Raw genomic sequence first — 26065 nt, 5'->3', positions numbered from 1 at the left:
CTCGCTCCCACAGGGCCGCAAAGCGGCCCCCCTGCGGGTCTACCTGACCTGCCCCAGGTTTGCCTCACTCATATCGAGTTCCCCCAGCACCTGCCGCACCACCTCATCGCCCACCAGGTGCTGGCGATGCAGGTTATACAACTCCAGCCGCTGCGCCCTCAGCGCACGCAAGCGCAAGCGCCGCTCCAGCAAGTCCATCTGCTCTGCCAGGGCCTTGGCTTCGGCACTGTCGTTGTAGCTGTTCAGCTCATCCCGGTACTCAGCCATCAAGCGCGCCTTCAGCTCGGTCGCCAAGGTTGCCTGTGCAGCATCCTGCGGGGCATTGGCGTCGATCACTTCTTCTGCTTCCAAGGCATGGATCGCCGCCTCGGCAGTGCGCCGCCAGGCTTCCTGCACTTCCTGGTGCAAGCGCTCGTCCGGGCTCTTGGTCACTCCGCGCAGCAATATCGGCAGCGCGATGCAGGCGCTGATCAGCGACAGCAGGATCACCCCGGCAGCGATGAAAATCAGCAAATCACGCTCTGGGAAGACCTTGCCCGCGCCCATCAGCAACGGCACCGACATCACACCCGCCAGGGTCACCGCACCGCGCACACCGCCCAGGGTCAACAGCCAGCAGGAACGCGCAGTAGGCATCAGCACCAGCGCCGGTTTGCCCCGCCAGCGGCGCACCACGCCAATCGCCCGCCAGATACTCTGCACCCAGATGAACCGCAGCAGGATCAGCGCAGCAAAGATCGCCACCACATCCAGGCATCGGTAGGCCAGGGTCGGCCACACGGTGGCTTCGTGACTGACCACCGCCTTGATGATGTCCGGCAACTGCAGGCCCAATAGCAGGAAGATCAGGCCATTGAAGGCGAACTCCAGCAACGACCAGACGCTGCGGTTGAGCAGGCGGGTGCTGGTCTGGCGCGGCAGCAGGTCGAGCCAGCTTTGCATCATGCCCGCCGCCACCGCCGAAAGGATGCCCGAAACGCCCAGGCGCTCGGCCAGCACGTAGGCGGCGAACGGCAACAGCAGCATGAACACCACGTGGGTGGCCGGGTCGTCCCAGCCACGGGCGATCATCCATGCGCGCAGGCGGCCGACCAGCCAGCTCAGCCCCACACCCACCGCCAGGCCGCCAAGCGCGACAAGCACAAAGCTGAAGCTCGCATCGGCCAGCGAGAACACCCCGGTGATCGCCGCCGCCAGGGCGAACTTGAAGGTGACCAGGCCCGATGCATCGTTCATCAGGGCCTCTCCCTGCAACATATGCATCAACGGAGTGGGCAGGCGGTCCTGGGCGATGGCCGAAACCGCCACCGCATCGGTCGGCGAGAGTACCGCCGCCAGGGCGAAGGCTACCGGCAGCGGGATGCTCGGCAGCAGCCAGTGAATGAAGTAGCCGGCGCCGACCACGGTGAACAGCACCAGACCAACGGCCAGCGCCACCACTGGCCCGCGAATGCGCCACAACTCACGCTTGGGGATGCGCCAGCCATCGGCAAACAGCAGCGGCGGCAAGAACAGGAACAGGAACAACTCGGGGTCCAGGACCACATGCAGGCCCAGGGTCGGCAAGGCCAGCAAGGCGCCGGCAGCGATCTGCACCAGCGGCAGGGGCAGCGGAATCATGCGGCCGACCAGCTTCGACAGGCTGACCAGCGTCAGCAGGATGAGGACGGTGTAGGCGGACTGCATCCGGGAAAGCTTCCTTTGTGAACCAGAAACGATAGCAAGGCGAAACATCGCCATTGGAACAATATGTTAGCGGCGACCGACGGTTCGGGGCCGCTGCACGATAGTCGCAGGTGACGGGGGAATATGTAACATGATGATACTTCAGAAGGGTGGTGGTGCCGGGTGGATACCTTGTCGATGAGGAGGTGTAGGCCTTGATGCTTGCAGCGCCCATGAGATCGAGCGCCGCCCGCGCGGCGCTTCGCAGCACAAGGCTGCTCCTACATTTGTTTCGGGCCAATTATTCCTGTGACCGAGGCGCGCGGCCCCATGGCGTCCACCTCAATAGCGCGCTGGACGAACAAGGCGGCCGGGTGCTTTGGAAAAGGCGTTATTGGCCCGAAATAAATGTAGGAGCAGCCTTGTGCTGCGAAGCGCCGCGCGGGCGGCGCTCGATCTCCGATACGCTGCAAGGCTCAAGGCAAGCACACCCGTGGCGCTCACTGTTTCGTTCCCGCATAATCCCGCGACTGATATCGAAAAACGGAGAGATTGGGGCAACCTGCAACCCCAATGTACACAATGACCTACACGCTCTACGGCATCAAAGCCTGTGACACCATGAAAAAGGCGCGTACCTGGCTCGAAGACAAAGCCATCGCCTACGAATTCCACGATTACAAAACCCAAGGCATCGACCGTGACAGCCTGAACCGCTGGTGCGACGAACACGGCTGGGAAGTCATCCTCAACCGTGCCGGCACCACCTTCCGCAAGCTGGACGACGCCAGCAAGGCAGACCTCGACCAGGCCAAGGCCGTCGAGCTGATGCTGGCCCAGCCGTCGATGATCAAACGCCCGGTGCTGGACCTTGGCGCGCGTACCCTGGTCGGCTTCAAGCCCGACCTGTATGCCGCTGCCCTGGCCTGAGCCCCCACCCTATTTCGCACGAGGTAATCACATGTCCAATACCCTGTTCAGCCTGGCCTTCGGTGTCGGCTCCCAGAACCGCCAGGGCGCCTGGCTGGAAGTGTTCTACGCACAACCACTGCTCAACCCGAGCGCCGAACTGGTCGCTGCGGTAGCCCCTGTTCTCGGTTACGAAGGCGGCAACCAAGCCATCGCCTTCAGCAACGGCCAGGCCTTGAAATTGGCCGAAGCCCTGAAAGGCGTTGATGCTGCCCAGGCCGCCCTGCTGACCCGCCTGGCCGAGAGCCACAAGCCGCTGGTCGCCACCCTGCTGGCCGAAGACGCTGCCCTGACCTCCACCCCAGAGGCCTACCTCAAGCTGCACCTGCTATCGCACCGCCTGGTCAAGCCGCACGGCCTGAGCCTGGCCGGTATCTTCCCGCTGCTGCCGAACGTGGCCTGGACCAACCAGGGCGCGGTCGACCTGGCCGAACTGGCCGAGCTGCAACTGGAAGCGCGCCTGAAGGGCGAGCTGCTGGAAGTGTTCTCGGTGGACAAGTTCCCGAAAATGACCGACTACGTGGTGCCGGCCGGCGTGCGCATCGCCGATACCGCCCGTGTACGCCTGGGCGCCTACATCGGCGAAGGCACCACCATCATGCACGAAGGCTTCGTCAACTTTAACGCTGGCACCGAAGGCCCGGGCATGATCGAAGGCCGCGTATCTGCCGGCGTATTCGTTGGCAAAGGCTCCGACCTGGGCGGCGGCTGCTCCACCATGGGCACCCTGTCCGGTGGCGGCAACATCGTCATCAAGGTGGGCGAAGGCTGCCTGATCGGCGCCAACGCCGGTATCGGCATCCCGCTGGGCGACCGCAATACCGTTGAAGCCGGCCTGTACATCACCGCTGGCACCAAGGTGAACCTGCTGGACGAAAACAACGAGCTGGTCAAAGTGGTCAAGGCCCGCGACCTGGCCGGCCAGACCGACCTGCTGTTCCGCCGCAACTCGCTGAACGGCGCGGTAGAGTGCAAGACCCACAAGTCGGCCATCGAGCTGAACGAGGCGCTGCACGCTCACAACTGAGCATTCTCGGCGTTTGAAATGTTAAGATCGGGTCTGGCACCACGCCAGACCCGATTTTCATTCCAGGCCCCGTGAACATGTTCCAGCCCTCCCCCTGGCGTGCCGACTTCCCCGCCATCGCCGCCCTGCAACGGCAGCACCAGACCTACCTGGACAGCGCCGCTACCACCCAAAAGCCGCAAGCCCTGATCGATGCCTTGAGCCATTACTACGGCCATGGCGCGGCCAACGTACACCGTGCCCAGCACCTGCCCGGTGCACTGGCGACCCAGGCCTTCGAAACCAGCCGCGACAAGGTCGCCGCCTGGTTGAATGCTGCGGACTCACGGCAGATCGTGTTCACCCACGGTGCCACCTCGGCCTTGAACCTGCTGGCCTATGGCCTTGAGCACCGCTTCGAAGCCGGTGACGAAATTGCCATCAGCGCGCTGGAGCACCATGCCAACCTGCTGCCTTGGCAACAGCTGGCACGCCGGCGCAACCTGCGCCTGGTGATACTGCCGCTGGATGCCTTTGGCCGCATCGACCTGAACCAGGCACTGCAACTGATAGGCCCGCGCACCCGGGTGCTCGCCGTCAGCCAGCTGTCCAACGTACTGGGTACCTGGCAACCGCTGCCGGCCCTGCTTTCCCATGCCCGCGCACAAGGCGCGCTGACAGTGGTCGACGGTGCCCAGGGCGTGGTGCATGGTCGCCACGATGTGCAGCAACTGGGCTGCGACTTCTATGTGTTCTCCAGCCACAAGTTGTACGGCCCGGATGGGGTTGGCGTGCTGTACGGCCACACTCGGGCGCTGGAGCTGCTACGCCATTGGCAGTTCGGTGGCGAGATGGTGCAACTGGCCGAGTACCAGAGCGCCAGCTTCCGGCCCGCACCGCTGGGGTTCGAGGCGGGTACGCCGCCAATCGCCGGGGTGATAGGCCTGGGGGCAACCCTGGATTATTTGGCCAGCCTTGACGCCCAGGCTGTCGAAGCCCACGAAACCAGCCTGCACCAGCACCTGCTGCGTGGCCTGGCTGACCGTGAGGGCGTGCGGGTATTGGGGGCACCGCAGACGGCGCTGGCCAGCTTCGTCATCGAGGGCGTGCACAACGCCGATATCGCCCACCTGCTCACCGAGCAAGGGATAGCCGTGCGTGCCGGGCACCACTGCGCCATGCCGCTCTTGCAAGGGCTGGGGCTGGAGGGCGCAATCCGCGTATCGCTGGGCTTGTACAACGACAGCGACGACTTGCAGCGCTTCTTCGCTGCGCTTGATCAGGGACTGGAGTTGCTGCGATGAGCATGCCGGAACAGGCGCGCCAGGCGCTGGAAGCGTTTGAGCAGGGCAAGGGCTGGGAACAGCGCGCACGGCTGCTGATGCAGTGGGGCGACCGCCTGGAGCCGCTGGCCGAAACTGACAAGACCGAAGCCAACCGGGTGCATGGCTGCGAAAGCCTGGTCTGGCTGGTCGCCGAACTCGTCGATGGGCAGTGGCGGTTCAAGGCCAGTAGCGATGCACGCTTGTTGCGCGGGCTGCTGGCGTTGTTGCTGGTGCGGGTGCAGGGTTTGACCAGTGAAGAGCTGGCCAGGCTTGATCTGCGCGAGTGGTTCACCCAACTGGGCCTTGAGCGCCAACTGTCACCGTCACGCAGCAATGGGCTGCATGCGGTGTTACAGCGGATGGCGGAGCTGGCGTCCAACCACTGAATCCAAGGCATACGCTGCTCCCTGTAGGAGCGGCCTTGTGCCGCGAAAGGGGCGCGCAGCGGCCCCAGCAATCTTCGTGGAGAGGCTGAAATGGGGCCGCTATGCGGCCCTTTCGCGGCACAAGGCCGCTCCTACAAGGACCGAGTAGGCCTGTGAATGATTACTCAGGCTTGATCCGCTCCGAAGGGCGTCGCGCACCGGCCACCAGTTTCTCGATCGCCTTGCTCGCCGCCACCATGCCAAAGGTCGCGGTCACCATCATCACCGCACCAAAGCCACCCGAGCAGTCCAGCCTTACCCCCTCCCCCACAAAGCTTTTTTGCAGGCAAACGCTGCCATCACCCTTGGGATAACGCAGCTGTTCGCTGGAGAACACGCATGGCACGCCATAGTTGCGGCTGACATTACGCGAGAAGTTGTAGTCGCGGCGCAGGGTGGAGCGCACCCGCGAGGCCAGCGGGTCGTTGAAGGTCTTGTTCAGATCGGCGATCTGGATCTGTGTCGGGTCGATCTGACCACCAGCGCCACCTGTGGTCACGATGGCGATCTTGCGCCGCCGGCACCAGGCAATCAACGCAGCCTTGGCCATGACGCTGTCGATGCAGTCGATTACACAGTCCAGCTGCTCGTGGATGTGCTCGGCCATGGTTTCACGGGTGACGAAGTCGGCCACCGCATGCACCGTGCACGCCGGGTTGATCGCCCGCAGGCGCTCGGCCATGACCTCCACCTTGGGCCGCCCCACCTGCCCCTCCAGGGCATGGGCCTGGCGGTTGATGTTGCTGACGCAGACGTCGTCCAGATCAAACAGGGAAATTTCACCCACGCCGCTGCGGGCCAGCGCTTCGGCCACCCACGAGCCAACCCCGCCAATACCGACCACGCCCACATGGGCCTGGCTCAGGCGTTGCAGCCCCTGGTCGCCATACAGCCGGGCAACGCCGGCGAAGCGTGGATCTTCTGTGCTCATGCTCATACCCCAAAAAACCGGCGCGCATTATATGCCAGCGGGCCCATGGCCTGCATCGTTAGGAAAGACACTACCAACCCTGCTTTAATGTCCTATCACTTCGACACAAATGGACGACAATGTCTTCACGTAAATTCGGCCTGAACCTGGTTGTGGTGCTGGCCATCGCCGCGCTGTTCACCGGGTTCTGGGCACTGATCAACCGCCCGGTCTCCGCACCCGCCTGGCCAGAGCAAATCTCTGGCTTTTCGTATTCGCCTTTCCGCCTGGGCGAAAGCCCGCAGAAGGGCCAGTACCCCACTGACGACGAGATGCGCCAGGACCTGGAGCAGTTGAGCAAACTGACCGACAGCATCCGTATCTATACGGTGGAAGGCACCCAGGCCGATATCCCGCGTCTGGCCGAGGAGTTCGGCCTGCGCGTGACCCTGGGGATATGGATCAGCCCGGACCTGGAGCGCAACGAACGCGAAATTGCCACGGCCATCCAGTTGGCCAACACCTCGCGCAGCGTGGTGCGAGTAGTGGTCGGCAACGAGGCGCTGTTCCGTGAAGAAGTCACCCCGGAAAACCTGATCAAATACCTGGACCGGGTACGCGCAGCCGTCAAGGTACCCGTGACCACCAGCGAGCAGTGGCACATCTGGAAGGAAAACCCGGAGATCGCCAAGCACGTCGACCTGATTGCCGCGCACATCCTGCCCTACTGGGAATTCGTGCCGATGAAGGATTCGGTCGAGTTCGTGCTCGACCGCGCCCGTGAGCTGAAGCACCAGTTCCCGCGCAAACCGCTGCTGCTGTCGGAGGTGGGCTGGCCGAGCAACGGCCGCATGCGCGGTGGTGCCGATGCCAGCCAGGCCGACCAGGCCATCTACCTGCGTACCTTGGTCAACACCCTCAACCGCCGTGGCTACAACTACTTCGTCATCGAAGCCTATGACCAGCCGTGGAAGGCCAGCGACGAAGGCTCGGTAGGCGCCTACTGGGGCGTATACAACGCCGAGCGCCAGCAAAAATTCAACTTCGACGGCCCCGTGGTGGCGATCCCGCAGTGGCGCGCCCTGGCGGTGGCGTCAGTGGTGCTGGCAATGATCGCGCTGATGGTGCTGTTCATCGACGGCTCGGCGCTGCGCCAGCGCGGCCGTACATTCCTCACCTTCATCACGTTCCTGTGCGGGTCGGTGCTGGTATGGATTGCCTATGACTACAGCCAGCAATACAGCACCTGGTTCAGCCTCACCGTGGGCGTGCTGCTTGCCCTTGGCGCGCTGGGCGTGTTTATCGTGCTGCTGACCGAGGCCCATGAACTGGCCGAGGCAGTATGGATTCACAAGCGCCGACGCGAGTTCCTGCCGGTGCAGGCCGACAGCGCCTACCGGCCCAAGGTGTCGGTGCATGTGCCGTGCTACAACGAGCCACCCGAGATGGTGAAGCAGACCCTCGACGCCCTGGCCGCGCTGGACTACCCCGACTACGAAGTGCTGGTGATCGACAACAACACCAAGGACCCGGCCGTATGGGAGCCGCTGAAAGCCCACTGCGAGAAGCTCGGTGAGCGCTTCAAGTTCTTCCACGTCGCGCCACTGGCTGGCTTCAAGGGCGGCGCGCTGAACTACCTGCTCCCGCACACGGCCAAGGACGCCGAAGTGATCGCAGTGATCGACTCGGACTACTGCGTCGACCGCAACTGGCTCAAGCACATGGTGCCGCATTTCGCCGACCCGAAAATTGCCGTGGTGCAGTCGCCGCAGGACTATCGCGACCAGCACGAAAGCGCCTTCAAGAAGCTGTGCTACAGCGAGTACAAGGGCTTTTTCCACATCGGCATGGTCACCCGCAACGACCGTGACGCCATCATCCAGCACGGCACCATGACCATGACCCGGCGCACGGTACTGGAAGAGCTGGGCTGGGCCGAATGGTGCATCTGCGAGGACGCCGAGCTGGGCCTGCGCGTGTTCGAGAAGGGGCTTTCGGCCGCCTACGCCCACAACAGCTACGGCAAGGGCCTGATGCCCGACACCTTCATCGACTTCAAGAAGCAGCGCTTCCGCTGGGCCTACGGCGCCATCCAGATCATCAAGCACCACGCCAGTGCCCTGCTGCGCGGCAAGGGCAGCGAACTGACCCGTGGCCAGCGCTACCATTTCCTGGCCGGCTGGCTGCCGTGGGTCGCCGACGGCATGAACATCTTCTTCACCATCGGCGCGCTGCTGTGGTCGGCGGCGATGATCATCGTGCCGCACCGGGTCGACCCGCCGCTGATGATCTTCGCCATCCCGCCGCTGGCGCTGTTCTTCTTCAAGGTCGGCAAGATCATCTTCCTTTACCGCCGCGCGGTGGGGGTCAACCTCAAGGACGCCTTTGCCGCAGCGCTGGCCGGGCTGGCGCTGTCGCATACCATTGCCAAGGCGGTGCTGTACGGCTTCTTCACCAGCAGCATGCCGTTCTTCCGCACGCCAAAGAATGCCGACAGCCATGGGCTGCTGGTGGCACTTTCCGAAGCGCGGGAAGAGCTGTTCATCATGTTGCTGCTGTGGGGTGCGGCGCTGGGTATCTACCTGGTGCAGGGGCTGCCGAGTTCGGACATGCGCTTCTGGGTGGCGATGCTGCTGGTGCAGTCGTTGCCTTACGTGGCGGCGCTGGTGATGGCGTTGCTGTCGTCGCTGCCCAAGCCAGTGGAGAAGGCTGCCGAGCCGCAACAGGCTTGAGATTGCCGGGGCTGCTTTGCAGCCCTTTCGCGGCACAAGGCCGCTCCTACAGGGGACCGCGGCAGCCAGATGACCCGCGATCGCCTGTGGGAGCGGCCTTGCGTCGCGACAGGGCCGCAAAGCGGCCCCATTGGCCCTTCGGTTTGATATAAGATAACGCCCCTCAGATTTCCCCGCCTTGCCTTGCCCCGGAGTCCCCCATGACGGCCCCTGCCGAGCTCTCGCCTACCCTTCAACTGGCCTGCGACCTGATCCGTCGCCCCTCGGTCACCCCTGTCGACGCCGACTGCCAGGCGCAGATGATGAAACGCCTGGGCGCCGTGGGCTTTGCGCTGGAGCCGATGCGCATTGAGGACGTAGACAACTTCTGGGCCACCCACGGCAGCCAGGACGGCCCGGTGCTGTGCTTTGCCGGCCACACCGACGTGGTGCCCACCGGCCCGGTGCAGCAATGGCAGCACGAACCGTTCGAAGCGCTGATCGACGCTGACGGCATGCTCTGCGGCCGCGGCGCCGCCGACATGAAAGGCAGCCTGGCCTCCATGGTGATTGCCAGCGAGCGCTTCGTGCACGACTACCCGAACCACCGCGGCAAGGTCGCCTTCCTGATCACCAGCGACGAGGAAGGCCCGGCCCACCACGGCACCAAGGCAGTGGTCGAGCGCCTGAAAGCACGCAACGAACGCCTGGACTGGTGCATCGTCGGCGAACCCTCCAGCACCACCCTGCTGGGTGACGTGGTCAAGAACGGCCGCCGTGGCTCGCTGGGTGCCAAGCTGATTGTGCGCGGCAAGCAGGGCCACGTGGCCTACCCGCACCTGGCCCGCAACCCGATCCACCTGGCCGCCCCGGCCTTGGCGGAACTGGCAGCCGAGCACTGGGACGAAGGCAACGCGTTCTTCCCACCGACCAGCTTCCAGATCTCCAACCTCAATTCGGGTACCGGCGCCACCAACGTGGTACCGGGCGACCTGACCGCGCTGTTCAACTTCCGCTTCTCCACCGAGTCGACTGTCGAAGGCCTGCAGGCGCGGGTGTCGGCGATTCTCGACAAGCATGAACTGGACTGGTCGATCGACTGGGCGCTGTCGGGCCTGCCGTTCCTCACCGAACCTGGTGAACTGCTCGACGCCGTGGCACACAGCATCAAGGGCGTCACCGGCCGCGATACCCAGCCATCCACCAGCGGCGGCACCTCCGATGGCCGCTTCATTGCCACTATGGGCACCCAGGTGGTCGAGCTTGGCCCGGTCAACGCCACCATTCACCAGGTGGACGAGCGGATCCTGGCCAGCGACCTCGACCTGCTGACCGAAATCTACTACCAGACTCTGGTCCGGTTGCTCGCCTGATGCTCGCCTGCCCCCTTTGCCAGGCGCCGCTGAGCTGGCTCGACAACAGTGTGGTGTGCCCGGCCGGCCACCGCTTCGACCGCGCCCGCCAGGGTTACCTGAACCTGCTGCCGGTGCAGCACAAGAACAGCCGCGACCCAGGTGACAACCAGGCCATGGTCGAGGCCCGCCGCGACTTCCTCGACGCTGGCCACTACGCGCCGGTCGCCCGCCGCCTGGCCGAGCTTGCCGCCGAGCGCCAGCCCGGCGCCTGGCTGGACATCGGCTGCGGCGAGGGTTACTACACCGCGCTGCTCGCCCAGGCCCTGCCGGCTGCCGACGGTTATGCCCTGGACATCTCTCGCGAGGCGGTCAAGCGTGCATGCCGCCGCGCGCCCCAGGTTACCTGGATGGTCGCCAGCATGGCCCGCGTGCCGCTGGCCGACGCCAGCTGCCAGTTCATCGCCAGCGTGTTCAGCCCGCTGGACTGGGCGGAGGCCAAGCGCCTGCTCAGCCCCGGCGGTGGCCTGATGCGGGTGGGCCCGACCAGCGGCCACCTGATGGAGTTGCGCGAGGTGCTGTACGATGAAGTACGCCCTTACGCCGACGACAAGCACCTGGCCCTCGTCCCCGAAGGCATGGCCCACGCCCACAGCGAAACCCTCGAGTTCCGCCTGAGCCTGGCCGTGCCCAAGGCGCGCGCCGATCTGCTGGCCATGACCCCGCACGGCTGGCGCGCCAGCGCCGAAAAACGCGCCCGGGTGATCGACCAGCCCGAGCCGTTCGAGGTCACGGTTTCCATGCGTTATGACTATTTCGTGCGCCAAGACTGAGCACACCCGGAGCCCTTATGCGCCAACCCGATATCGAGATCTACCTGAAGGACGCCGACGTCGACCACAAGCAGATTGCCGAGTGGCTCGCCCAGGCGATTGGCCCCTGCAGCGAATGGCAGCAGAAAGGTCAGACGTTCAAATGCAAGGCCGGTAACATTCCGGTCACTTGGTTACCCAAGGCTGTAGGGAAATGGAACAGCCTGTACCTGGAAAGCGACCAGACGCCATGGGCCGATGATGTCGCCTGCGCCCGCGCTGCATTCGCCGCACTGGGTGTGGAAGTGCGCTGCGCGCCGGGTGGCTGGGTCGAGGAAGACGGGGAAGAAGATGCCGACCGCTGGGTCCGCATCAGCGCCGACGGTGAAGAGGAAATCACCTGGCGCACAACCTGAAAATACAGCCTTGCTCGTTTCTGTAGGAGCGGGCTTGCCCGCGAACACGGGCCATGCCCGTGGCAGCCACCGTGGTGGCTGCTTTGCGGGCAAGCCCGCTCCTACGGCTTGAAACTAGAGGCTCAGAGCCCTACTACGTCTTCGGCTTGCAGGCCTTTCTGGCCCTGCACGCAGGAGTACTCAACCCGCTGCCCCTCGACCAGGGAACGATGCCCCTCACCGCGGATCGCCCGATAGTGGACGAACACATCCGCACCACCTTCGCGCTGAATGAAGCCAAAGCCTTTGGCATCGTTGAACCACTTTACATTCCCAGTCTCACGAGACGACATCTGAACTACTCCGGATTTTTATTGTGAAGATCGCCTTGCAGGCATGAGCTCACGGTCCCCTGCCAACGCCGCTTGCTGAAATATCCTGCAAGTGGCAGGCCGAGTATATGACAGAGAACAAAAAAAATTGATGACGGCCCCGCAGTTGGCCGATTTTTGCTGAACTTACGCCGATACGGCAGACTAAATAGCTGGATACTCACCTGAAAATCACACCCAGGGCACACACCCCATGACCCGTTCCCCCCTGCACCGCCTGATCTTCGGCGGCCTGCGTCGCCTGTTGTACCTGTGGGTGCGCTCCGAGACCATCAACCAGTCTTCCATGTCCCTCAACCTCGACCGCAGCCGGCCGGTGTTCTATGCGCTGCCCTCACCCTCGCTCACCGACCTGGCCGTGCTCGACCACGAGTGCACCAAGGCGGGGCTGCCGCGCCCGGTGCTGCCGGTGGCTGTCGGCCCGCTGCAGGAGCCGGCCGGGTTCTTCTACCTGACCCCCGACCCGGACTGGCTCGGCCGCCAGGACAAAAGCGGCGCCCCGCCCACGCTTGAGCGCCTGGTGGCTGCCGTCAGCCAGCATGCCGAAGAAGATGCGCAGATCATCCCGGTCAGCGTGTTCTGGGGCCAGACCCCGGCCAGTGAGTCCAGCCCATGGAAGCTGCTGTTCGCCGACAGCTGGGCGGTGACCGGGCGTCTGCGCCGGCTGCTGACCGTGCTGATCCTGGGGCGCAAGACCCGGGTGCAGTTCTCCGCGCCCATCCACCTGCGTGAACTGGTGCAGCACAACAAGGGCCACGAGCGCACCGTGCGCATGGCCCAGCGCCTGATGCGCGTGCATTTTCGCAACCTAAAGACCGCCGTCATCGGCCCGGACATCTCGCACCGGCGCAACCTGGTCAAAGGCCTGATCCATGCCCCGCAGGTGCGCCAGGCCATCGCAGACGAGGCTAAGCGCGAGAACCTGCCGCTGGCCAAGGCCGAAGCACAGGCCCTGCGTTATGGTAACGAGATCGCCTCGGACTACACCTACACGGTCATCCGCTTTCTCGAAGTGGTGCTCAGCTGGTTCTGGAACAAGATCTACGACGGCATCAAGGTTAACCATATCGAACAGGTTCAGGGCATAGCCCCCGGCCACGAAGTGATCTACGTGCCGTGCCACCGCAGCCACATCGATTACCTGCTGCTGTCGTACCTGCTGTTCCGCAACGGCCTTACCCCACCGCACGTGGCCGCAGGCATCAACCTCAACATGCCGGTGGTGGGTAACCTGCTGCGCCGTGGCGGCGCCTTCTTCATGCGCCGCACGTTCAAGGGTAACCCGCTGTACACCGCCGTGTTCAACGAGTACCTGCATACCCTGTACACCAAGGGTTTTCCGGTCGAGTACTTCGTCGAAGGTGGCCGCTCGCGTACCGGGCGCATGCTGCAGCCGCGTACCGGGATGCTGGCCATTACCCTGCGCAGCTTCCTGCGCTCGTCACGCACGCCGGTGGTGTTCGTGCCGGTGTACATCGGCTACGAGCGCGTGCTCGAAGGCCGCACCTACCTGGGCGAGTTGCGCGGTGCCAGCAAAAAGAAGGAGTCGGTGTTCGACATCTTCAAGGTGTTTGGCGCGCTCAAGCAGCGCTTTGGCCAGGTCTACGTCAACTTCGGCGAACCGATCCGCCTCGCCGGTTTCCTCGATGAGCAACAGCCCGGCTGGCGTGAACAGGATCACGGCCCGCAGTACCGCCCAGCCTGGCTCAACGCCGCCACTACTCGCCTGGGCGAAACCGTGGCCCGTCACCTCAACGAGGCGGCCGCCATCAACCCGGTCAACCTGGTGGCCCTGGCGCTGCTGTCCACCAGCCGCCTGGCCCTGGACGAACGCGCCCTGACCCGCGTGCTCGACCTTTACCTGGCCTTGTTGCGCCAGGTGCCCTATTCGCCGCACACCACCCTGCCCGACGGCGACGGCCAGGCACTGATCGAACACGTGCGCAGCATGAACCTGGTGGCCGAGCAGAAGGACGCCCTGGGCCGCATCCTCTACCTGGATGAAGGCAATGCGGTACTGATGACCTATTACCGCAACAACGTGCTGCACATTTTCGCCCTGCCGGCGCTGCTGGCCAGCTTCTTCCTCAGCAGCTCGCGCATGAGCCGCGAACTGCTGGGCCAGTATGTGCACGCGTTGTATCCGTACCTGCAGGCCGAACTGTTCCTGCGCTGGACGCCAGAGCAACTGGACGAGGTGATCGACCAATGGCTGGCCGCACTGGTCGAGCAAGGCCTGCTGCGCCAGGAGAACGACGTGTACGTACGCCCGGCGCCCAGCTCGCGGCAGTTCGTGCTGCTGACCCTGCTCGCCCGCACCATCACCCAGACCCTGCAGCGCTTCTACATGGCCACCTCGCTGCTGCTCAACAGCGGGCAAAACACGCTCAGCGCCGAAGCGCTGGAAGACCTCTGCGTGATGATGGCCCAGCGCCTGTCGATCCTGCATGGCCTGAATGCCCCGGAGTTCTTCGACAAGACGCTGTTCCGCCACTTCATCCAGACCCTGCTCCAGCAAGGCGTGGTGCATGCAGACGGGCAAGGCAAGCTGGGTTATCACGACAAGCTGGGCGAGCTGGCCGAGGGCGTGGCCAAGCGTGTGCTGTCGGCCGAGCTGCGCCTGTCGATCCGCCAGGTGGCCCTGCACCGTGACGATGGCCTGGAAACTTCGACCCTCTAACGGTTCATCTACCGGGAAAATCCGCTAAAGTCCCTGGGGTTGGCCACAAGCCAGCTCCAAGGACCTATGGAGATTCCATGAAAAAGCTCTTTATGCTGTGTTGCGCATCCCTGCTCGCAGCCTGTTCCAGCCAAACCCCATCCACCCAGGCCAGCCTGGACGGTGAAGTCTTCTACCTGCAGCGTATCGCCCTGCCGCCTGCGGCTACCTTGAGCGTGGAGCTGCAGGATGTTTCGCTGATGGACGCTCCTGCCGTGACCCTCGCCCGCCAGGCCGGCCCGGTCAAAGGCAACGTGCCGCTGCCGTTCCACCTCAGCTACGACCCAGCCCAGGTCAAACCCGGCCACCGCTATGCAGTGAGTGCGCGCATCGAGCTGGATGGCAAGCTGCTGTTCATCAATACCGAACACCATGGTGTCATGCTCGACGGCAGTGACCCGAAATCTGTACGCATCAAGGTCGACCAGGTTCGCTGACACCCGTATTCATCTGTTTACAAGGAAAGCTTCATGATCCGCACTTCCCTGCGTTTCACCACCCTGTGCGCCGGCCTGCTGCTGTCGGCCAGCGCACTGGCCCTGTCGCTGGGCGACCTGAGCCAGAAAGACGCCACTGGCGGCCTGAAAGATACCCTGACCCAGGGCGCGCAGCTGGCCGTCAAGCAGTTGAGCACCCCGGGTGGTTTCAGCAATAACCCCGACGTGCGCATCGAATTGCCCGGCAACCTGGGCAAAGCGGCCAAGGCCATGAAGATGTTCGGCAAAGGTGCACAGGTCGATGCCCTTGAAGCCAGCATGAACAAGGCCGCCGAAGCCGCCGTGCCGCAGGCCCAGGCGATTCTGGTGGATGCCGTGAAGAACATGAGCGTGACGGATGCCAAGGGCATCCTCAGCGGCGGTGACGACTCGGCTACCCAGTACCTGAACAAGAGCAGCCGCGAGCAGATCCGCGCCAAGTTCCTGCCAATCGTCAAGCAGGCCACCGACAAGGTCGGCCTGGCCCAGCAGTACAACAACTTCGCCGGGCAGGCCGTGGCACTGGGTGTGGTCGACGCCAAGAGCGCCAGCATCGAGAACTACGTGACCGAGAAGGCGCTGGACGGCCTGTTCGAGATGATTGGCAAGCAGGAACAGAGCATTCGCCAGAACCCGGCGCAGGCCGCAACCAGCCTGGCCAAGAAGGTCTTCGGCGCCCTCTGATCCGCAACGCGGCCGCATTACCCTCGTAGGAGCAGCCTTGTGCTGCGAAGAGGCCGGTGCAGCAAATGAAAATTCATCTTGCTGTCCCGGCCTCTTCGCAGCACAAGGCTGCTCCTACAGGGCGGTGAGGTCAGTCAGGTTTTCTTCACCCTGAACCACGCCGCATACAACGCCGGCAGGAACAACAGGGTCAACGCCGTGGCCACGATCAAGCCACCCATGATCGCCACCGCCATCGGCCCGTAGAACACGCTACGCGACAACGGGATCATCGCCAGCACCGCCGCCAGCGCCGTCAGCACGATCGGCCGGAAGCGCCGCACCGTGGCTTCGATGATCGCCTGCCAACGCTCCATCCCTGCCGCAATGTCCTGCTCGATCTGGTCCACCAGGATCACCGAGTTGCGCATGATCATGCCTGCCAAGGCAATAGTGCCCAGCATGGCGACAAAGCCGAACGGCTGGCGGAACACCAGCAGGAACAGGGTCACGCCAATCAGCCCCAGCGGTGCGGTGAGGAACACCATTACCGTGCGCGAGAAGCTGCGCAGCTGGATCATCAGCAGGCTCAGCACCACCACCACGAACAACGGCATGCCGGCGTTCACCGACTTCTGCCCACGCTCGGAGTCTTCAACCGTGCCGCCCACTTCCAGCAGGTAGCCATCCGGCAGCTTGGCGCGTATCGCCTGCAGGGTCGGCTCTATCTGTTTCACCAGCGTGGCCGGTTGCTCCTTGTCGTAGATATCGGCGCGCACGGTCACCGTCGGCAGGCGGTTGCGGTGCCAGATGATGCCTTCCTCGAAGCCGTACTCCAGGGTCGCTACCTGCGACAGCGCCACGCTCTGGCCATTGTCGGTCGGCAACGCCAGGCTGCCGAGGTTACCCAGGTCACCGCGCTCCTGCTGGGTGCCGCGCAGCAGGATCTCGATCAGCTCGTTGTCCTCGCGGTACTGGCTGACCGTGGTCCCAGTCAACGAGCTTTGCAGGAAGCTGGCAAGGTGCGCGGTGCTCACGCCCAGGGCGCGGGCGCGGTCCTGGTCGATTTCGAGGAATACGGCCTTGCTGGGTTCTTCCCAGTCCAGGTGCACGTTCACCACATGCGGGTTCTCGCGCACCTTGTCGGCCACTTCGCGGGCCAGCGCACGGGCCTTCTCGATGTGCTCGCCGGTGACCCGGAACTGCACCGGGTAACCCACGGGCGGGCCGTTTTCCAGGCGCGTGACGCGGGCACGCAGGTCGGGGAATTGCTGGTCCACGGTGCTGATCAGCCAGCTACGCAGGCGCTCGCGGTCCTCCATCGACTTGGCCAGCACCACAAACTGGGCAAAGCTGGCGGCAGGCAGTTGCTGGTCCAGCGGCAGGTAGAAGCGCGGCGAGCCGGTGCCCACGTAGGCCACGTAGTTATCGATGCCGTCCTGCTGCTTGAGCAGGGCCTCCAATTGCTTGACCCGCTCGGCGGTATTGGCCAGCGAGGCGCCTTCGGCCAGCTTCAGGTCAACCATCAGCTCTGGCCGCCCGGAGGCCGGGAAGAACTGCTGGGGCACGAAGCGGAACAGCAGGATGCTGCCGACAAAGGCCGCGATGGTGAGCAGGATCACCGTCTTGCGCCGCCGTACGCACCACTCCACCACCCGCCGTACACGCTGGTAAAACGGCGTGGCGTAAGGGTCTGGCGCGGGGCCGTCCTTGCCATGGCGCGCAGCGTGCAGCTTGGCCAGGTCTGGCAGCAGGCGCTCGCCCAGGTAGGGCACGAACACCACTGCCGCCACCCACGAGGTCAGCAGGGCAATGGTCACCACCTGGAAGATCGAGCGGGTGTATTCGCCAGTGCTGGAAGCAGCAGTGGCGATGGGCAAGAAGCCTGCCGCAGTGATCAGGGTACCGGTCAGCATCGGGAAGGCAGTGCTGCTCCAGGCATAGCTGGCTGCCTTGAGCCGGTCGTAGCCCTGCTCCATCTTGATCGCCATCATTTCCACGGCAATGATCGCATCGTCCACCAGCAGGCCCAGCGCCAGCACCAGCGCGCCGAGGGAAATCTTGTGCAGGCCGATGCCAAAGTAGTGCATGGCAGCAAAGGTCATGGCCAGCACCAGCGGGATGGCCAGCGCCACCACCAGGCCGGTGCGCAGGCCCAGCGAGAAGAAGCTCACCAGCAGCACGATGACCAGCGCCTCGACCAGCACCTGGACAAATTCGCCCACACCGGCCTTGACCGCCGCAGGTTGGTCCGAGACCTTGCGCAGCTCCATGCCGGCCGGCAGGTTGCGCGCCACGCGCTCGAACTCGCCTTCCAGGGCCTTGCCCAGCACCAGGATGTCGCCGCCGTCCTTCATCGACACGGCCAGGCCAATGGCGTCCTCGCCCATGAAGCGCATGCGCGGCGCGGGTGGGTCGTTAAAGCCACGGTGCACTTCGGCCACATCGCCGATGCGGAAGGTTCGGTCCCCCACGCGGATGGGGAACTGGCGAATCTGCTCCACGCTGTCGAAGCGCCCGCTCACCCGCAGTTGCAGGCGCTCGCTGGGCGTCTCGAAGAAGCCGGCGGTGCTCACCGCGTTCTGCTCCTGCAGGGCCTGCTGCACAGCCTCCAGGGGTACGCCGAGGGTGGCCAGCTTGAGGTTGGACAGCTCGATCCAGATTTTTTCGTCCTGCAGGCCCACCAGCTCGACCTTGCCCACATCCTTGACCCGCTGCAGCTGGATCTGGATGCGGTCGGCGTAGTCCTTGAGCACCGCGTAGTCGAAGCCCTTACCGGTCAGCGCATAGATATTGCCGAAGGTGGTGCCGAACTCATCGTTGAAGAACGGGCCCTGGATCTCCGGTGGCAGGGTGTGGCGAATGTCCGCGACCTTCTTGCGGATCTGGTACCACAGCTCGGGGATGTCCTTGGAATGCAGCGAGTCGCGGGCCATGAAGGTGACTTGCGATTCGCCGGGGCGCGAGAACGAGACAATCTTCTCGTACTCGCCGGTTTCCATCAGCTTTTTCTCGATACGTTCGGTGACCTGGCGCGACACTTCCTCGGCGCTGGCGCCCGGCCACAGGGTACGAATGACCATGGCCTTGAAGGTGAACGGCGGGTCCTCGCTCTGGCCGAGCTTGGTGTAGGACATGGCGCCAATGGCCGCCAGCAGGATCATCAGGAACAGGACGATCTGGCGGTTGCGCAGCGCCCAGGCAGAAAGGTTGAAACCCATCGGGACTTACTCCTTGGCCGTCAGCTTCACTACACGGTTGCTGCGGTCCACAGGGCGTATTTCCTGGCCCTCACGCAGTACATGGCCACCGGCGGCGACCACCCAGTCGCCGGCGGCGAGGCCCTCGAGCACTGGCACGCTGTCGCTGCCGTACGCCCCCAGGCGCACCACGGCCCGCTCGAGGCGGCTGTCCTTGTTGACCCGCCACACATAGGCCTGGCCGTTTTCCGCAGTAACCGCTGACAGCGGCACTGCCAACGGGATCAGCCCCTCGTGAGCGATGAACACCCGGGCACTCTGGCCCAGTTCCGCCGGCGTGGCAGTCGAGGTAAAGGCGATGCGCGCAGCGAAGGTGCGCGAGCGTGGGTCGGCGGCTGGCGACAATTCGCGGATGCGCCCCTGGAAGCGCTCTTGCGGGTGCGACCAAAGCTCCACGCTCACCGGTTGGCCCACCGCAAAGCGGGCAAACTGCTGCTCCGGCAGGCCGATCACCACTTCGCGCTCGCCATCGGCGGCCAGGGTGAAAACGGTTTGCCCGGCGGCAACCACCTGGCCCACTTCGACCTGACGCTTGGCAACCACCCCGGCCTGCGGCGCGCGCAGCACGGCATATTCGGCCTGGTTGCCAGCCACATCGAACTCGGCTTTGGCCTGTTTCAGCCGGGCAAGGCCGGCGCGGTACAGGTTTTCGGCATTGTCGAACTGGGAATGGCTGACCATCTGCCGGTCCAGCAGCTTCTGGTAGCGGTCACGCTCGGCGCGCACCAGCGCCAGGTTGGCCTCGGCAGCCGCCATCTGGGCGCGGTTGGCTTCCAGTTGCAGGCGCACGTCCTGCGGGTCCAGCTCAGCCAGCGGCTGGTCGGCCTTGACCCGCTGCCCCTCCTCCACCAGGCGCTTGGTGACCTTGCCGCCAATGCGGAAGGCCAGGTCCGGCTCGAAGCGCGCACGCACTTCGCCGGGGTAACTGTCGGCAGCGGCTTCGGCCGGCTGCGGCTGCACCACCAGCGCCGGGCGCGGCGCGGCAGGTGGGGCGGCTTCCTGACCGCAGGCCGTCAGTAACAACGCGGCAACGGCGGGCAAGGCGATGGACAAGGCATGGCGCAACATGATGAATCCTTTCGCGGAGGGCACTTCGAATATTTGTACTGGAAAGTATATTAAATCAGGCCGCCGGTGCCGGGAAGGGTTTTGCGGTGGTTTTTCAGGGGTACGGCTGGAGTCTTTTGGCGCCTGAGAGATCGAGCGCCGCCCGCGCGGCGCATCGCGAGCGAAGCTCGCTCCTACATTTGTTTCGGGCCAATTATTCCTGTGGGAATTGCGCGCGAACGCTTTGGAGTTCGGCTGGATATCGCGTCGCACAAACAAGGCGGTCGCGCGCGCCTCTCACAGGCGCTACTGGCCCGAAACAAACGTAGGAGCGAGCGCAGCTCGCGATGCGCCGCGCGGGCGGCGCTCGATCTCACAGGCGCCGAAAATCTCTTGCCTGTTCGCTCGCCGCGACGAGAGCGGCCCCGACTATTTCAGAGTGTTTCGCGCTGGCGGCTGAGGTCGCGATAACCCGCAGCCGGGTGGCTGGCCGGCAGCCGTGGGCCGTCGCCGAACAGCTTCTCGCGCAGGGTGCCGGGGCGGTATTCGGTCTTGTAGGCGCCGCGTTGCTGCAGCTCGGGTACCAGCAACTCGACCACGTCGCGGAAGGTTTCATGGGCCAGGGCATAGGTCAGGTTGAAGCCGTCGACATCGGTTTCTTCAACCCAGGCCTGCAGTTCGTCCGCCACGGTTTGCGCACTGCCGACGATCAGCGGGCCAAAGCCGCCGATGCCGACCCAGTCGGCGAGTTCTTGCACGGTCCAACGCTTGTTCGGGTCGGCGGTGGAAAACGCTTCCACGGCCGACTGAATGGCATTGGTGTGGATATGCTCCAGCACCTGGTCAGGCTGGTATTCGCTGAAATCGATGCCGGTCCAGCCGGAAATCAGCGCCAGGGCGCCTTCGTAGCTGGCGTAGCTTTTCAGCTCCTGCCATTTGGCCTGGGCCTTGGCGTCGGTTTCGTCGACGATCACCGTCTGCATGTTGAAGATCAGCACCTTGCGCGGGTCGCGCCCGGCCTCGGCGGCGCGGCGGCGAATGTCGGCCACGGTCTTTTTCAGGATGACCTTGGACGGCGCGGCGACGAACACGCATTCGGCATGGCCGGCGGCAAAATGCTTGCCGCGGCTGGACGCCCCTGCCTGGTACAGCACGGGGGTGCGTTGCGGCGAAGGTTCGCACAGGTGAATACCTGGGACCTGGAAGTGCTTGCCGTGGTGGCGGATCTCGTGGACTTTGCGCGGGTCGGTGAACAGGCCGGTTTCGCGGTCGCGCACCACAGCACCGTCTTCCCAGCTGCCCTCGAACAACTTGTACAGCACCTCCAGGTACTCGTCGGCGTAGTCGTAGCGGGCATCATGGTCGCTCAACGCCTTCTGCCCAAGGTTGCGCGCACCGCTGTCGAGGTAGGAGGTGACGATATTCCAGCCGATGCGGCCCTTGGTGAGGTGGTCCAGGGTCGACAGGCGGCGAGCGAACGGGTACGGGTGCTCGAACGTCAGCGAGGCAGTCAGGCCGAAACCGAGGTGTTCGGTGACCAGCGCCATGGGTGTGATCACTGCCAGTGGGTCGTTCACCGGCACCTGCGCCGCCTGGCGGATGGCCGCGTCACCGTTGCCGCCCAGCACATCGTAGATGCCGATCACGTCGGCAATGAAGATGCCGTCGAACTTGCCGCGCTCCAGCAGCTTGGCCAGGTCGGTCCAGTAGTCCAGGTCCTTGTACTGCCAGGCGCGGTCCTTGGGGTGCCGCCACAGGCCGGGTGACTGGTGGCCGACACAGTTCATCTCGAAGGCATTCAAACGAATTTCACGTGGCATGGGGGATTCCTGTTCGATAGGCTCGGCACCCTTCTCAGGTGCCCTTGATGCTTATCAACACGATTCATGCCAAAAAAATAATCTTTATAAATCAGTGGCTTATATGCACATAGACAGCACTGATGCCTGAGCGGCGACATCACTGTCGAACAACTGTCCGCTGGCAGACAGCAGGCAAATGTGAGCTGGTTTTAGCCGGATCGCGCCCGACCCGTTAAGATGGTGATTCTTCAACAAGATGCAGACCACAATGCCCAATGACGCACCCATCGGCCCAGGCCGGCCAAAGGACCTGGTCAAGCGCGAGGCGATTCTCGATGCGGCCAAGGCCCTGTTCCTCAGCCTTGGTTACGCCAACACCAGCATGGATGCGGTCGCTGCGGCGGCAGGTGTTTCAAAACTCACTGTGTACAGCCACTTCACCGACAAGCAGACCCTGTTCTGCTCAGCGGTCATGGCCACCTGCCAGATCCAGCTGCCGGACCTGCTGTTCGAGTACCCCGAGGGGGCACCGGTGGAGGAAGTACTGCTGACCATTGCCCGTGGCTTCCAGGCACTGATCAGCAGCGACGAAGCGGTCAAGCTCAGCCGCCTGATCATGGCCCAAGGCAGCCTGGACCCAAGCTTTGGCGAATACTTCTACGAAGCCGGGCCCAAGCGCGTGCTGGCAGGGATGGAAGCGCTGCTGCGCGGGGCGGATGAGCGCGGGCTGTTGCGCATCGACAACCCGCTGCGTGCGGCGGAGCACTTCTTCTGCCTGGTCAAGGGGGCACCGGATTACCGCTTGCTGCTGGGGTGCGCGGGGCCGCTGGAGGGCGACGAAGCCGAGGCGCATGTGCGCGAGGTGGTGGGGGTGTTCTTGCGGGCGTTCAAACCCTGAGCGCTGCCAGGCAGAGAACAGTGGCCATTGTGGGAGCGGGCTTGTCCCGCGAATGGGGCCACGCGGTGCATGGCACCGGCTTCGCCGGTGTTCGCGGGACAAGCCCGCTCCCACAGTAATCGCGCCAAGTTTCAAAATTTAAGCAAGACAGTTGCTCTCACAATGACCGCGCTAGCCGGCCAGTTGGGTGAAAATCAGGCCTTCAGGGCTTTCTTCGGGTAAATGTCATACCGGCTCGACTTGCCTTCCAGGCTATGGCTGGGCTTCGGCCCGTCGATGATCGGCGCCTTGCGCGGGCGCTTTACCACCACCCGGTGGCTGGCCAGCGCCAGGGCAGCTTCGAGCAGGGCCGGGGCATCCAGGTCGTCCCCAACCAAGGGCCGGAACACGCGCATTTCCTTTTTCACCAAGGCGCTCTTGTCGCGGTGCGGGAACATCGGGTCGAGGTAGATCACCTGCGGCGCTTCGCCTTCCCAGGCGCGCATGCGCTCGATGGCGTTGCCGGTCAGCAGGCGCATGCGCCCGACAATCGGGCCCACCTCGTCATCCGACCGCGCCCGCGCCAGGCCATCCTCCAGCAGCGCGGCAATCAGCGGCTGGCGTTCGATCAGGGTCATCTGGCAACCCAGGCTGGCCAGCACGAATGCATCTTTGCCAAGACCTGCCGTGGCATCCAGCACTTGTGGCCGCACGCCTTGGGCAATGCCCACGGCCTTGGCGATCATCTGCCCGTTGCCACCGCCAAACTGGCGCCGGTGGGCGGCCTGGCCTTCGACAAAGTCCACCCGCACTGGCCCCGGTGCCTGCGGCCCCAGCTGCTGGATCTGCAAACCCTCGGCGCCCACCTGCACGGCGAAGCCGGCGCTCTCGTCCTGTAGCGGCAGGCTTAGGCGTTCAGCCCACACCTTGGCCTGCTCCGCATACTCAGCCGACATCGCCTCGACCCTGATACCCGTGCCTTGCTCTTCCATCGTCCACACCTAAAAAATCAAACCAAGCCTTAATGAATCAGCAGCCACGGCCGATACAGGCAATATCCCGCTATTCTGCCAGAGCACAACGCGCGCGACTGCCATGTCAGATACTCTTCCTATCGGCTTGACCTATTTGTCGCCTGTCGGCAACTACAGTCAGCACAACACCCAGGCACTCGGGGGCGTCAGCCACCTGTGGCAGGATTTCTTTGCCCGGGCCATGGCCGAGCAGCAGGAAGAGCCCGTAGACAGCGTCAGCCAGTCGTTCGTGCAGTACGACCACGACAGCGGCGAACCCATCGGCGGCGCCCGTGCGCTGGCCCTGATCGACGCCCAGCGCGCCTGCCCGGTGCAGGACACCGAGGTAGTACCGCCCGAGCCGCTGTTCTTGCCCAAGGCAGAGCTTGAAGCCAACCTGCTGCCGCCTGCGCCTGAGCCGTTCAGTGCCATGGAACTGATCGAGCAGCAGCGCCAGCTCGACACCAGCAACAGCTGGATGCGCCCGGTGGTGATGAGCCAGGGCCATCCGATTGCCGAGCCCGGCCCGGGCCCTGCCCCGCGGTCGTTGTTCCTGCCAATTGCCGAGTTCGAGACCAACCTGCTGGACCCGGCACCCGAACCGTTCGACGACGCCACCCTGGCCAAACAGCAAAACGACCTGGAGTTCGACATCCACTGGGCGCGCCCGGTGGTGCTGAACAACGTGCGCGTTCACGCCTGAAGCTAACGGCAGATCTGCCAGCGGCCCATGTCCAGGTGAAAGTGATTGTGGTGCGCGGCGTTGTAATCCGGCCCCAGTACCGTGCTGAAGCTCTCGCAAGCCGCCTGCTGCACCTGCCGCAAGAATTCTGCCTTCTGCCCGCCCGCCTGCCAGTCACGCGCCAGCACGATGCGCCGGCCGTCCTGCAGGCGAAAGCCGCTGATGTCCAGCGCATTTGCCGTAGCGTGCTGGCTCAGGCGACCCTGCTTGCGGTGGTAGACATTGCGGCAGGCAAAGCTGCCCAGGTGATCGACCTGGGTCACCGGTTGGCCCAGCACACGCTGGGCCACCGGCTGCAAGCCATGGTTTTCGAAAAGTGCATAGGCCACCGCCAGCGGGCAACTGGCCAGGAAGCTGCTGCTGAGCCGCGCCTGGCCGCCCTCGATGCGCCATACGTTTTGCAGCGGGCAGTTGGCCGAAGTCGGGCTGTCGGCTTGCGCCCGGTAGCGCAGCTGGCTGGTTTCCAGCGCCTGCCGGCACAAGGCCGGGTCATCGCGCAGGCGTGAAAGCTTGTACGGCGTCAGCAGGTTGGGCGGCTGGCGGACGTCCAGCGGCGCCCAAGGGTTCCACACGGCAGGCAGGCGCCAGCCGAAGTGCCAGGCCAGGCCGGCCAGCACCAAAAGGCCGGCCAGCAGCGCCAACACTCCCCGCATCAGCGGCGGAACAGGTCGTTGAGCTGGGCGAACGGCAGTGCCTGCTCACCGTAGCCGAACGTGCCCTCGTTGCGAATTTCCAGCGCGGCACGGTGGAAGGCCCCCAGCGCAGCACGGGCCAGCGACGAGCCGACGCTGATGCGCCGCACGCCCAGGTCCTGCAACTGGTTCACGCTCAGCGGCACACCCGCCATGCCCATCAGTACATTCACTGGCCGCGGGGCGACCGCCTGTACCACCGCACGCACTTCCTCAACGGTGCGCAGCCCGGGGGCATACAGCACATCGGCACCGGCCTCGGCATAGGCTTGCAGGCGCAGGATGGTGTCGTCGAGGTCCATGCGGCCATGCAGCAGGTTTTCTGCCCGGGCGCACAGGGTGAAAGGGAATGGCAGGCTACGGGCAGCCTGCACGGCGGCGCGTACGCGCTCCACGGCCAGCCCCAGGTCATAGATGGGCGCATCACTGCGGCCACTGGCATCTTCGATGGAGCCACCTACCAGGCCGATTTCGGCAGCACGCAAGATGGTCTGGGCACAATCTTCAGGCATGTCGCCGAAGCCGTTCTCAAGGTCCGCGGCCACTGGCAACGCAGTGGCATCGACGATCTCGCCGGCATTGTCCAGGGTATCGTCCAGGCTCAAGGCGCCTTCGGCGTCTGGCCGGCCCAGGCTGAACGCCAGGCCGGCACTGGTGGTGGCCAGCGCCTCGAAACCCAGGCTGGCAAGCAGCTTGGCGGAGCCGGCATCCCACGGGTTGGGGATGACGAACGCGCCTTCGCGCTCGTGTAAAGCCTTGAAGGCTTCGGCTCGCAGGGTTTGCACATCCATGGTTCAACCTCCGGCAGTCAG

22 protein-coding genes are annotated in these 26065 nt (G+C 64.4%); 13 read left to right on the top strand and 9 right to left on the bottom strand.

Annotated features, from left to right (window positions below):
* Window positions 1–39: 39 nt before the first annotated feature.
* Complete coding sequence (locus tag ABI582_RS17845) at window positions 40–1686, bottom strand: Na+/H+ antiporter (protein ID WP_442119847.1); 1647 nt, start codon at window positions 1684–1686, stop codon at window positions 40–42.
* A gap of 561 nt (window positions 1687–2247) precedes the next feature.
* Here ABI582_RS17845 and ABI582_RS17840 point away from each other — a divergent pair.
* The 4 genes from ABI582_RS17840 to ABI582_RS17825 all read left to right on the top strand — a co-directional run bounded on the left by ABI582_RS17840 (window position 2248) and on the right by ABI582_RS17825 (window position 5351).
* On the top strand, window positions 2248–2595 hold the full coding sequence (locus ABI582_RS17840; protein ID WP_003252272.1) for an ArsC family reductase: 348 nt from the start codon (window positions 2248–2250) through the stop codon (window positions 2593–2595).
* Window positions 2596–2626: 31 nt separating this feature from the next.
* Complete coding sequence (gene dapD, locus ABI582_RS17835; protein ID WP_016485200.1) at window positions 2627–3661, top strand: 2,3,4,5-tetrahydropyridine-2,6-dicarboxylate N-succinyltransferase; 1035 nt, start codon at window positions 2627–2629, stop codon at window positions 3659–3661.
* Between the two features lie 77 nt (window positions 3662–3738).
* Entirely contained in the window at window positions 3739–4944 is a 1206-nt protein-coding gene (locus ABI582_RS17830) for a cysteine desulfurase (RefSeq protein WP_258911999.1), read from the top strand.
* Window positions 4941–5351 (top strand): SufE family protein, encoded by a 411-nt coding sequence (locus ABI582_RS17825; RefSeq protein ID WP_258912000.1) that lies wholly within the window; start codon window positions 4941–4943, stop codon window positions 5349–5351. Before ABI582_RS17830 ends, ABI582_RS17825 begins: the two co-directional genes overlap by 4 nt.
* Before the next feature lie 160 nt (window positions 5352–5511).
* Here the strand turns inward: ABI582_RS17825 and tcdA are convergent, their stop codons facing one another.
* Window positions 5512–6321, bottom strand: coding sequence for a tRNA cyclic N6-threonylcarbamoyladenosine(37) synthase TcdA (gene tcdA / locus ABI582_RS17820; protein WP_442119846.1), 810 nt, complete (start codon window positions 6319–6321; stop codon window positions 5512–5514).
* Window positions 6322–6440: 119 nt separating this feature from the next.
* On the opposite strand from tcdA, the gene ABI582_RS17815 reads away from it, so the two are divergent.
* The 4 genes from ABI582_RS17815 to ABI582_RS17800 all read left to right on the top strand — a co-directional run bounded on the left by ABI582_RS17815 (window position 6441) and on the right by ABI582_RS17800 (window position 11591).
* Window positions 6441–9032 carry a glycosyltransferase gene (locus ABI582_RS17815; protein WP_016501175.1) on the top strand — a complete coding sequence of 864 codons (2592 nt, stop codon included), beginning with the start codon at window positions 6441–6443 and terminating at the stop codon, window positions 9030–9032.
* A 200-nt stretch (window positions 9033–9232) separates the two neighbouring features.
* On the top strand, window positions 9233–10384 hold the full coding sequence (dapE, locus tag ABI582_RS17810) for a succinyl-diaminopimelate desuccinylase (protein ID WP_338746296.1): 1152 nt from the start codon (window positions 9233–9235) through the stop codon (window positions 10382–10384).
* Entirely contained in the window at window positions 10384–11196 is an 813-nt protein-coding gene (locus tag ABI582_RS17805) for a putative RNA methyltransferase (protein WP_338746295.1), read from the top strand. The genes dapE and ABI582_RS17805 overlap by 1 nt, the downstream gene beginning before the upstream one ends.
* Before the next feature lie 17 nt (window positions 11197–11213).
* Window positions 11214–11591 (top strand): hypothetical protein, encoded by a 378-nt coding sequence (locus ABI582_RS17800; RefSeq protein ID WP_019471071.1) that lies wholly within the window; start codon window positions 11214–11216, stop codon window positions 11589–11591.
* Window positions 11592–11713: 122 nt separating this feature from the next.
* Here ABI582_RS17800 and ABI582_RS17795 read toward each other — a convergent pair whose 3' ends face one another.
* Window positions 11714–11923 carry a cold-shock protein gene (locus tag ABI582_RS17795; RefSeq protein WP_016501179.1) on the bottom strand — a complete coding sequence of 70 codons (210 nt, stop codon included), beginning with the start codon at window positions 11921–11923 and terminating at the stop codon, window positions 11714–11716.
* Window positions 11924–12155: 232 nt separating this feature from the next.
* Between ABI582_RS17795 and plsB the strand changes: the two genes are divergently transcribed.
* From plsB to ABI582_RS17780, 3 genes are all read left to right on the top strand, one after another.
* Window positions 12156–14642: a glycerol-3-phosphate 1-O-acyltransferase PlsB gene (gene plsB, locus ABI582_RS17790; protein ID WP_442119845.1), complete on the top strand. Its 2487-nt coding sequence runs from the start codon at window positions 12156–12158 to the stop codon at window positions 14640–14642.
* 77 nt (window positions 14643–14719) lie between these two features.
* Entirely contained in the window at window positions 14720–15118 is a 399-nt protein-coding gene (locus ABI582_RS17785; protein WP_300024963.1) for a YbaY family lipoprotein, read from the top strand.
* Between the two features lie 33 nt (window positions 15119–15151).
* Window positions 15152–15841: a DUF4197 domain-containing protein gene (locus ABI582_RS17780; RefSeq protein WP_234227319.1), complete on the top strand. Its 690-nt coding sequence runs from the start codon at window positions 15152–15154 to the stop codon at window positions 15839–15841.
* 134 nt (window positions 15842–15975) lie between these two features.
* On the opposite strand, the gene ABI582_RS17775 is transcribed toward ABI582_RS17780, so the two are convergent.
* From ABI582_RS17775 to ABI582_RS17765, 3 genes are all read right to left on the bottom strand, one after another.
* Window positions 15976–19041 carry an efflux RND transporter permease subunit gene (locus tag ABI582_RS17775; RefSeq protein ID WP_442119844.1) on the bottom strand — a complete coding sequence of 1022 codons (3066 nt, stop codon included), beginning with the start codon at window positions 19039–19041 and terminating at the stop codon, window positions 15976–15978.
* Between the two features lie 6 nt (window positions 19042–19047).
* Window positions 19048–20148, bottom strand: a complete 1101-nt coding sequence (locus ABI582_RS17770) for an efflux RND transporter periplasmic adaptor subunit (RefSeq protein ID WP_442119843.1) — start codon at window positions 20146–20148, stop codon at window positions 19048–19050.
* A 413-nt stretch (window positions 20149–20561) separates the two neighbouring features.
* A complete protein-coding gene (locus ABI582_RS17765; protein ID WP_258655508.1) occupies window positions 20562–21947 on the bottom strand; it encodes an LLM class flavin-dependent oxidoreductase in 1386 nt (461 codons plus the stop codon).
* 238 nt (window positions 21948–22185) lie between these two features.
* Between ABI582_RS17765 and ABI582_RS17760 the strand changes: the two genes are divergently transcribed.
* Window positions 22186–22827, top strand: a complete 642-nt coding sequence (locus ABI582_RS17760) for a TetR/AcrR family transcriptional regulator (RefSeq protein WP_338746286.1) — start codon at window positions 22186–22188, stop codon at window positions 22825–22827.
* 194 nt (window positions 22828–23021) lie between these two features.
* Here ABI582_RS17760 and ABI582_RS17755 read toward each other — a convergent pair whose 3' ends face one another.
* Entirely contained in the window at window positions 23022–23798 is a 777-nt protein-coding gene (locus ABI582_RS17755; protein ID WP_049275042.1) for a class I SAM-dependent methyltransferase, read from the bottom strand.
* 103 nt (window positions 23799–23901) lie between these two features.
* Between ABI582_RS17755 and ABI582_RS17750 the strand changes: the two genes are divergently transcribed.
* Window positions 23902–24522 (top strand): energy transducer TonB, encoded by a 621-nt coding sequence (locus tag ABI582_RS17750; RefSeq protein ID WP_442119842.1) that lies wholly within the window; start codon window positions 23902–23904, stop codon window positions 24520–24522.
* Between the two features lie 2 nt (window positions 24523–24524).
* On the opposite strand, the gene ABI582_RS17745 is transcribed toward ABI582_RS17750, so the two are convergent.
* Both ABI582_RS17745 and ABI582_RS17740 read right to left on the bottom strand, forming a co-directional pair.
* Window positions 24525–25214, bottom strand: coding sequence for an extensin-like domain-containing protein (locus tag ABI582_RS17745; RefSeq protein ID WP_442119841.1), 690 nt, complete (start codon window positions 25212–25214; stop codon window positions 24525–24527).
* Window positions 25214–26044, bottom strand: coding sequence for an isocitrate lyase/PEP mutase family protein (locus ABI582_RS17740; protein ID WP_016485183.1), 831 nt, complete (start codon window positions 26042–26044; stop codon window positions 25214–25216). Before ABI582_RS17740 ends, ABI582_RS17745 begins: the two co-directional genes overlap by 1 nt.
* Between the last annotated feature and the right edge of the window lie 21 nt (window positions 26045–26065).

The sequence above is a fragment of the Pseudomonas sp. SAS7 genome (assembly GCF_052112345.1).
Taxonomy (GTDB): Bacteria; Pseudomonadota; Gammaproteobacteria; order Pseudomonadales; family Pseudomonadaceae; genus Aquipseudomonas; species Aquipseudomonas putida_Q.
This window is presented reverse-complemented; position numbering and strand designations above follow the sequence as displayed.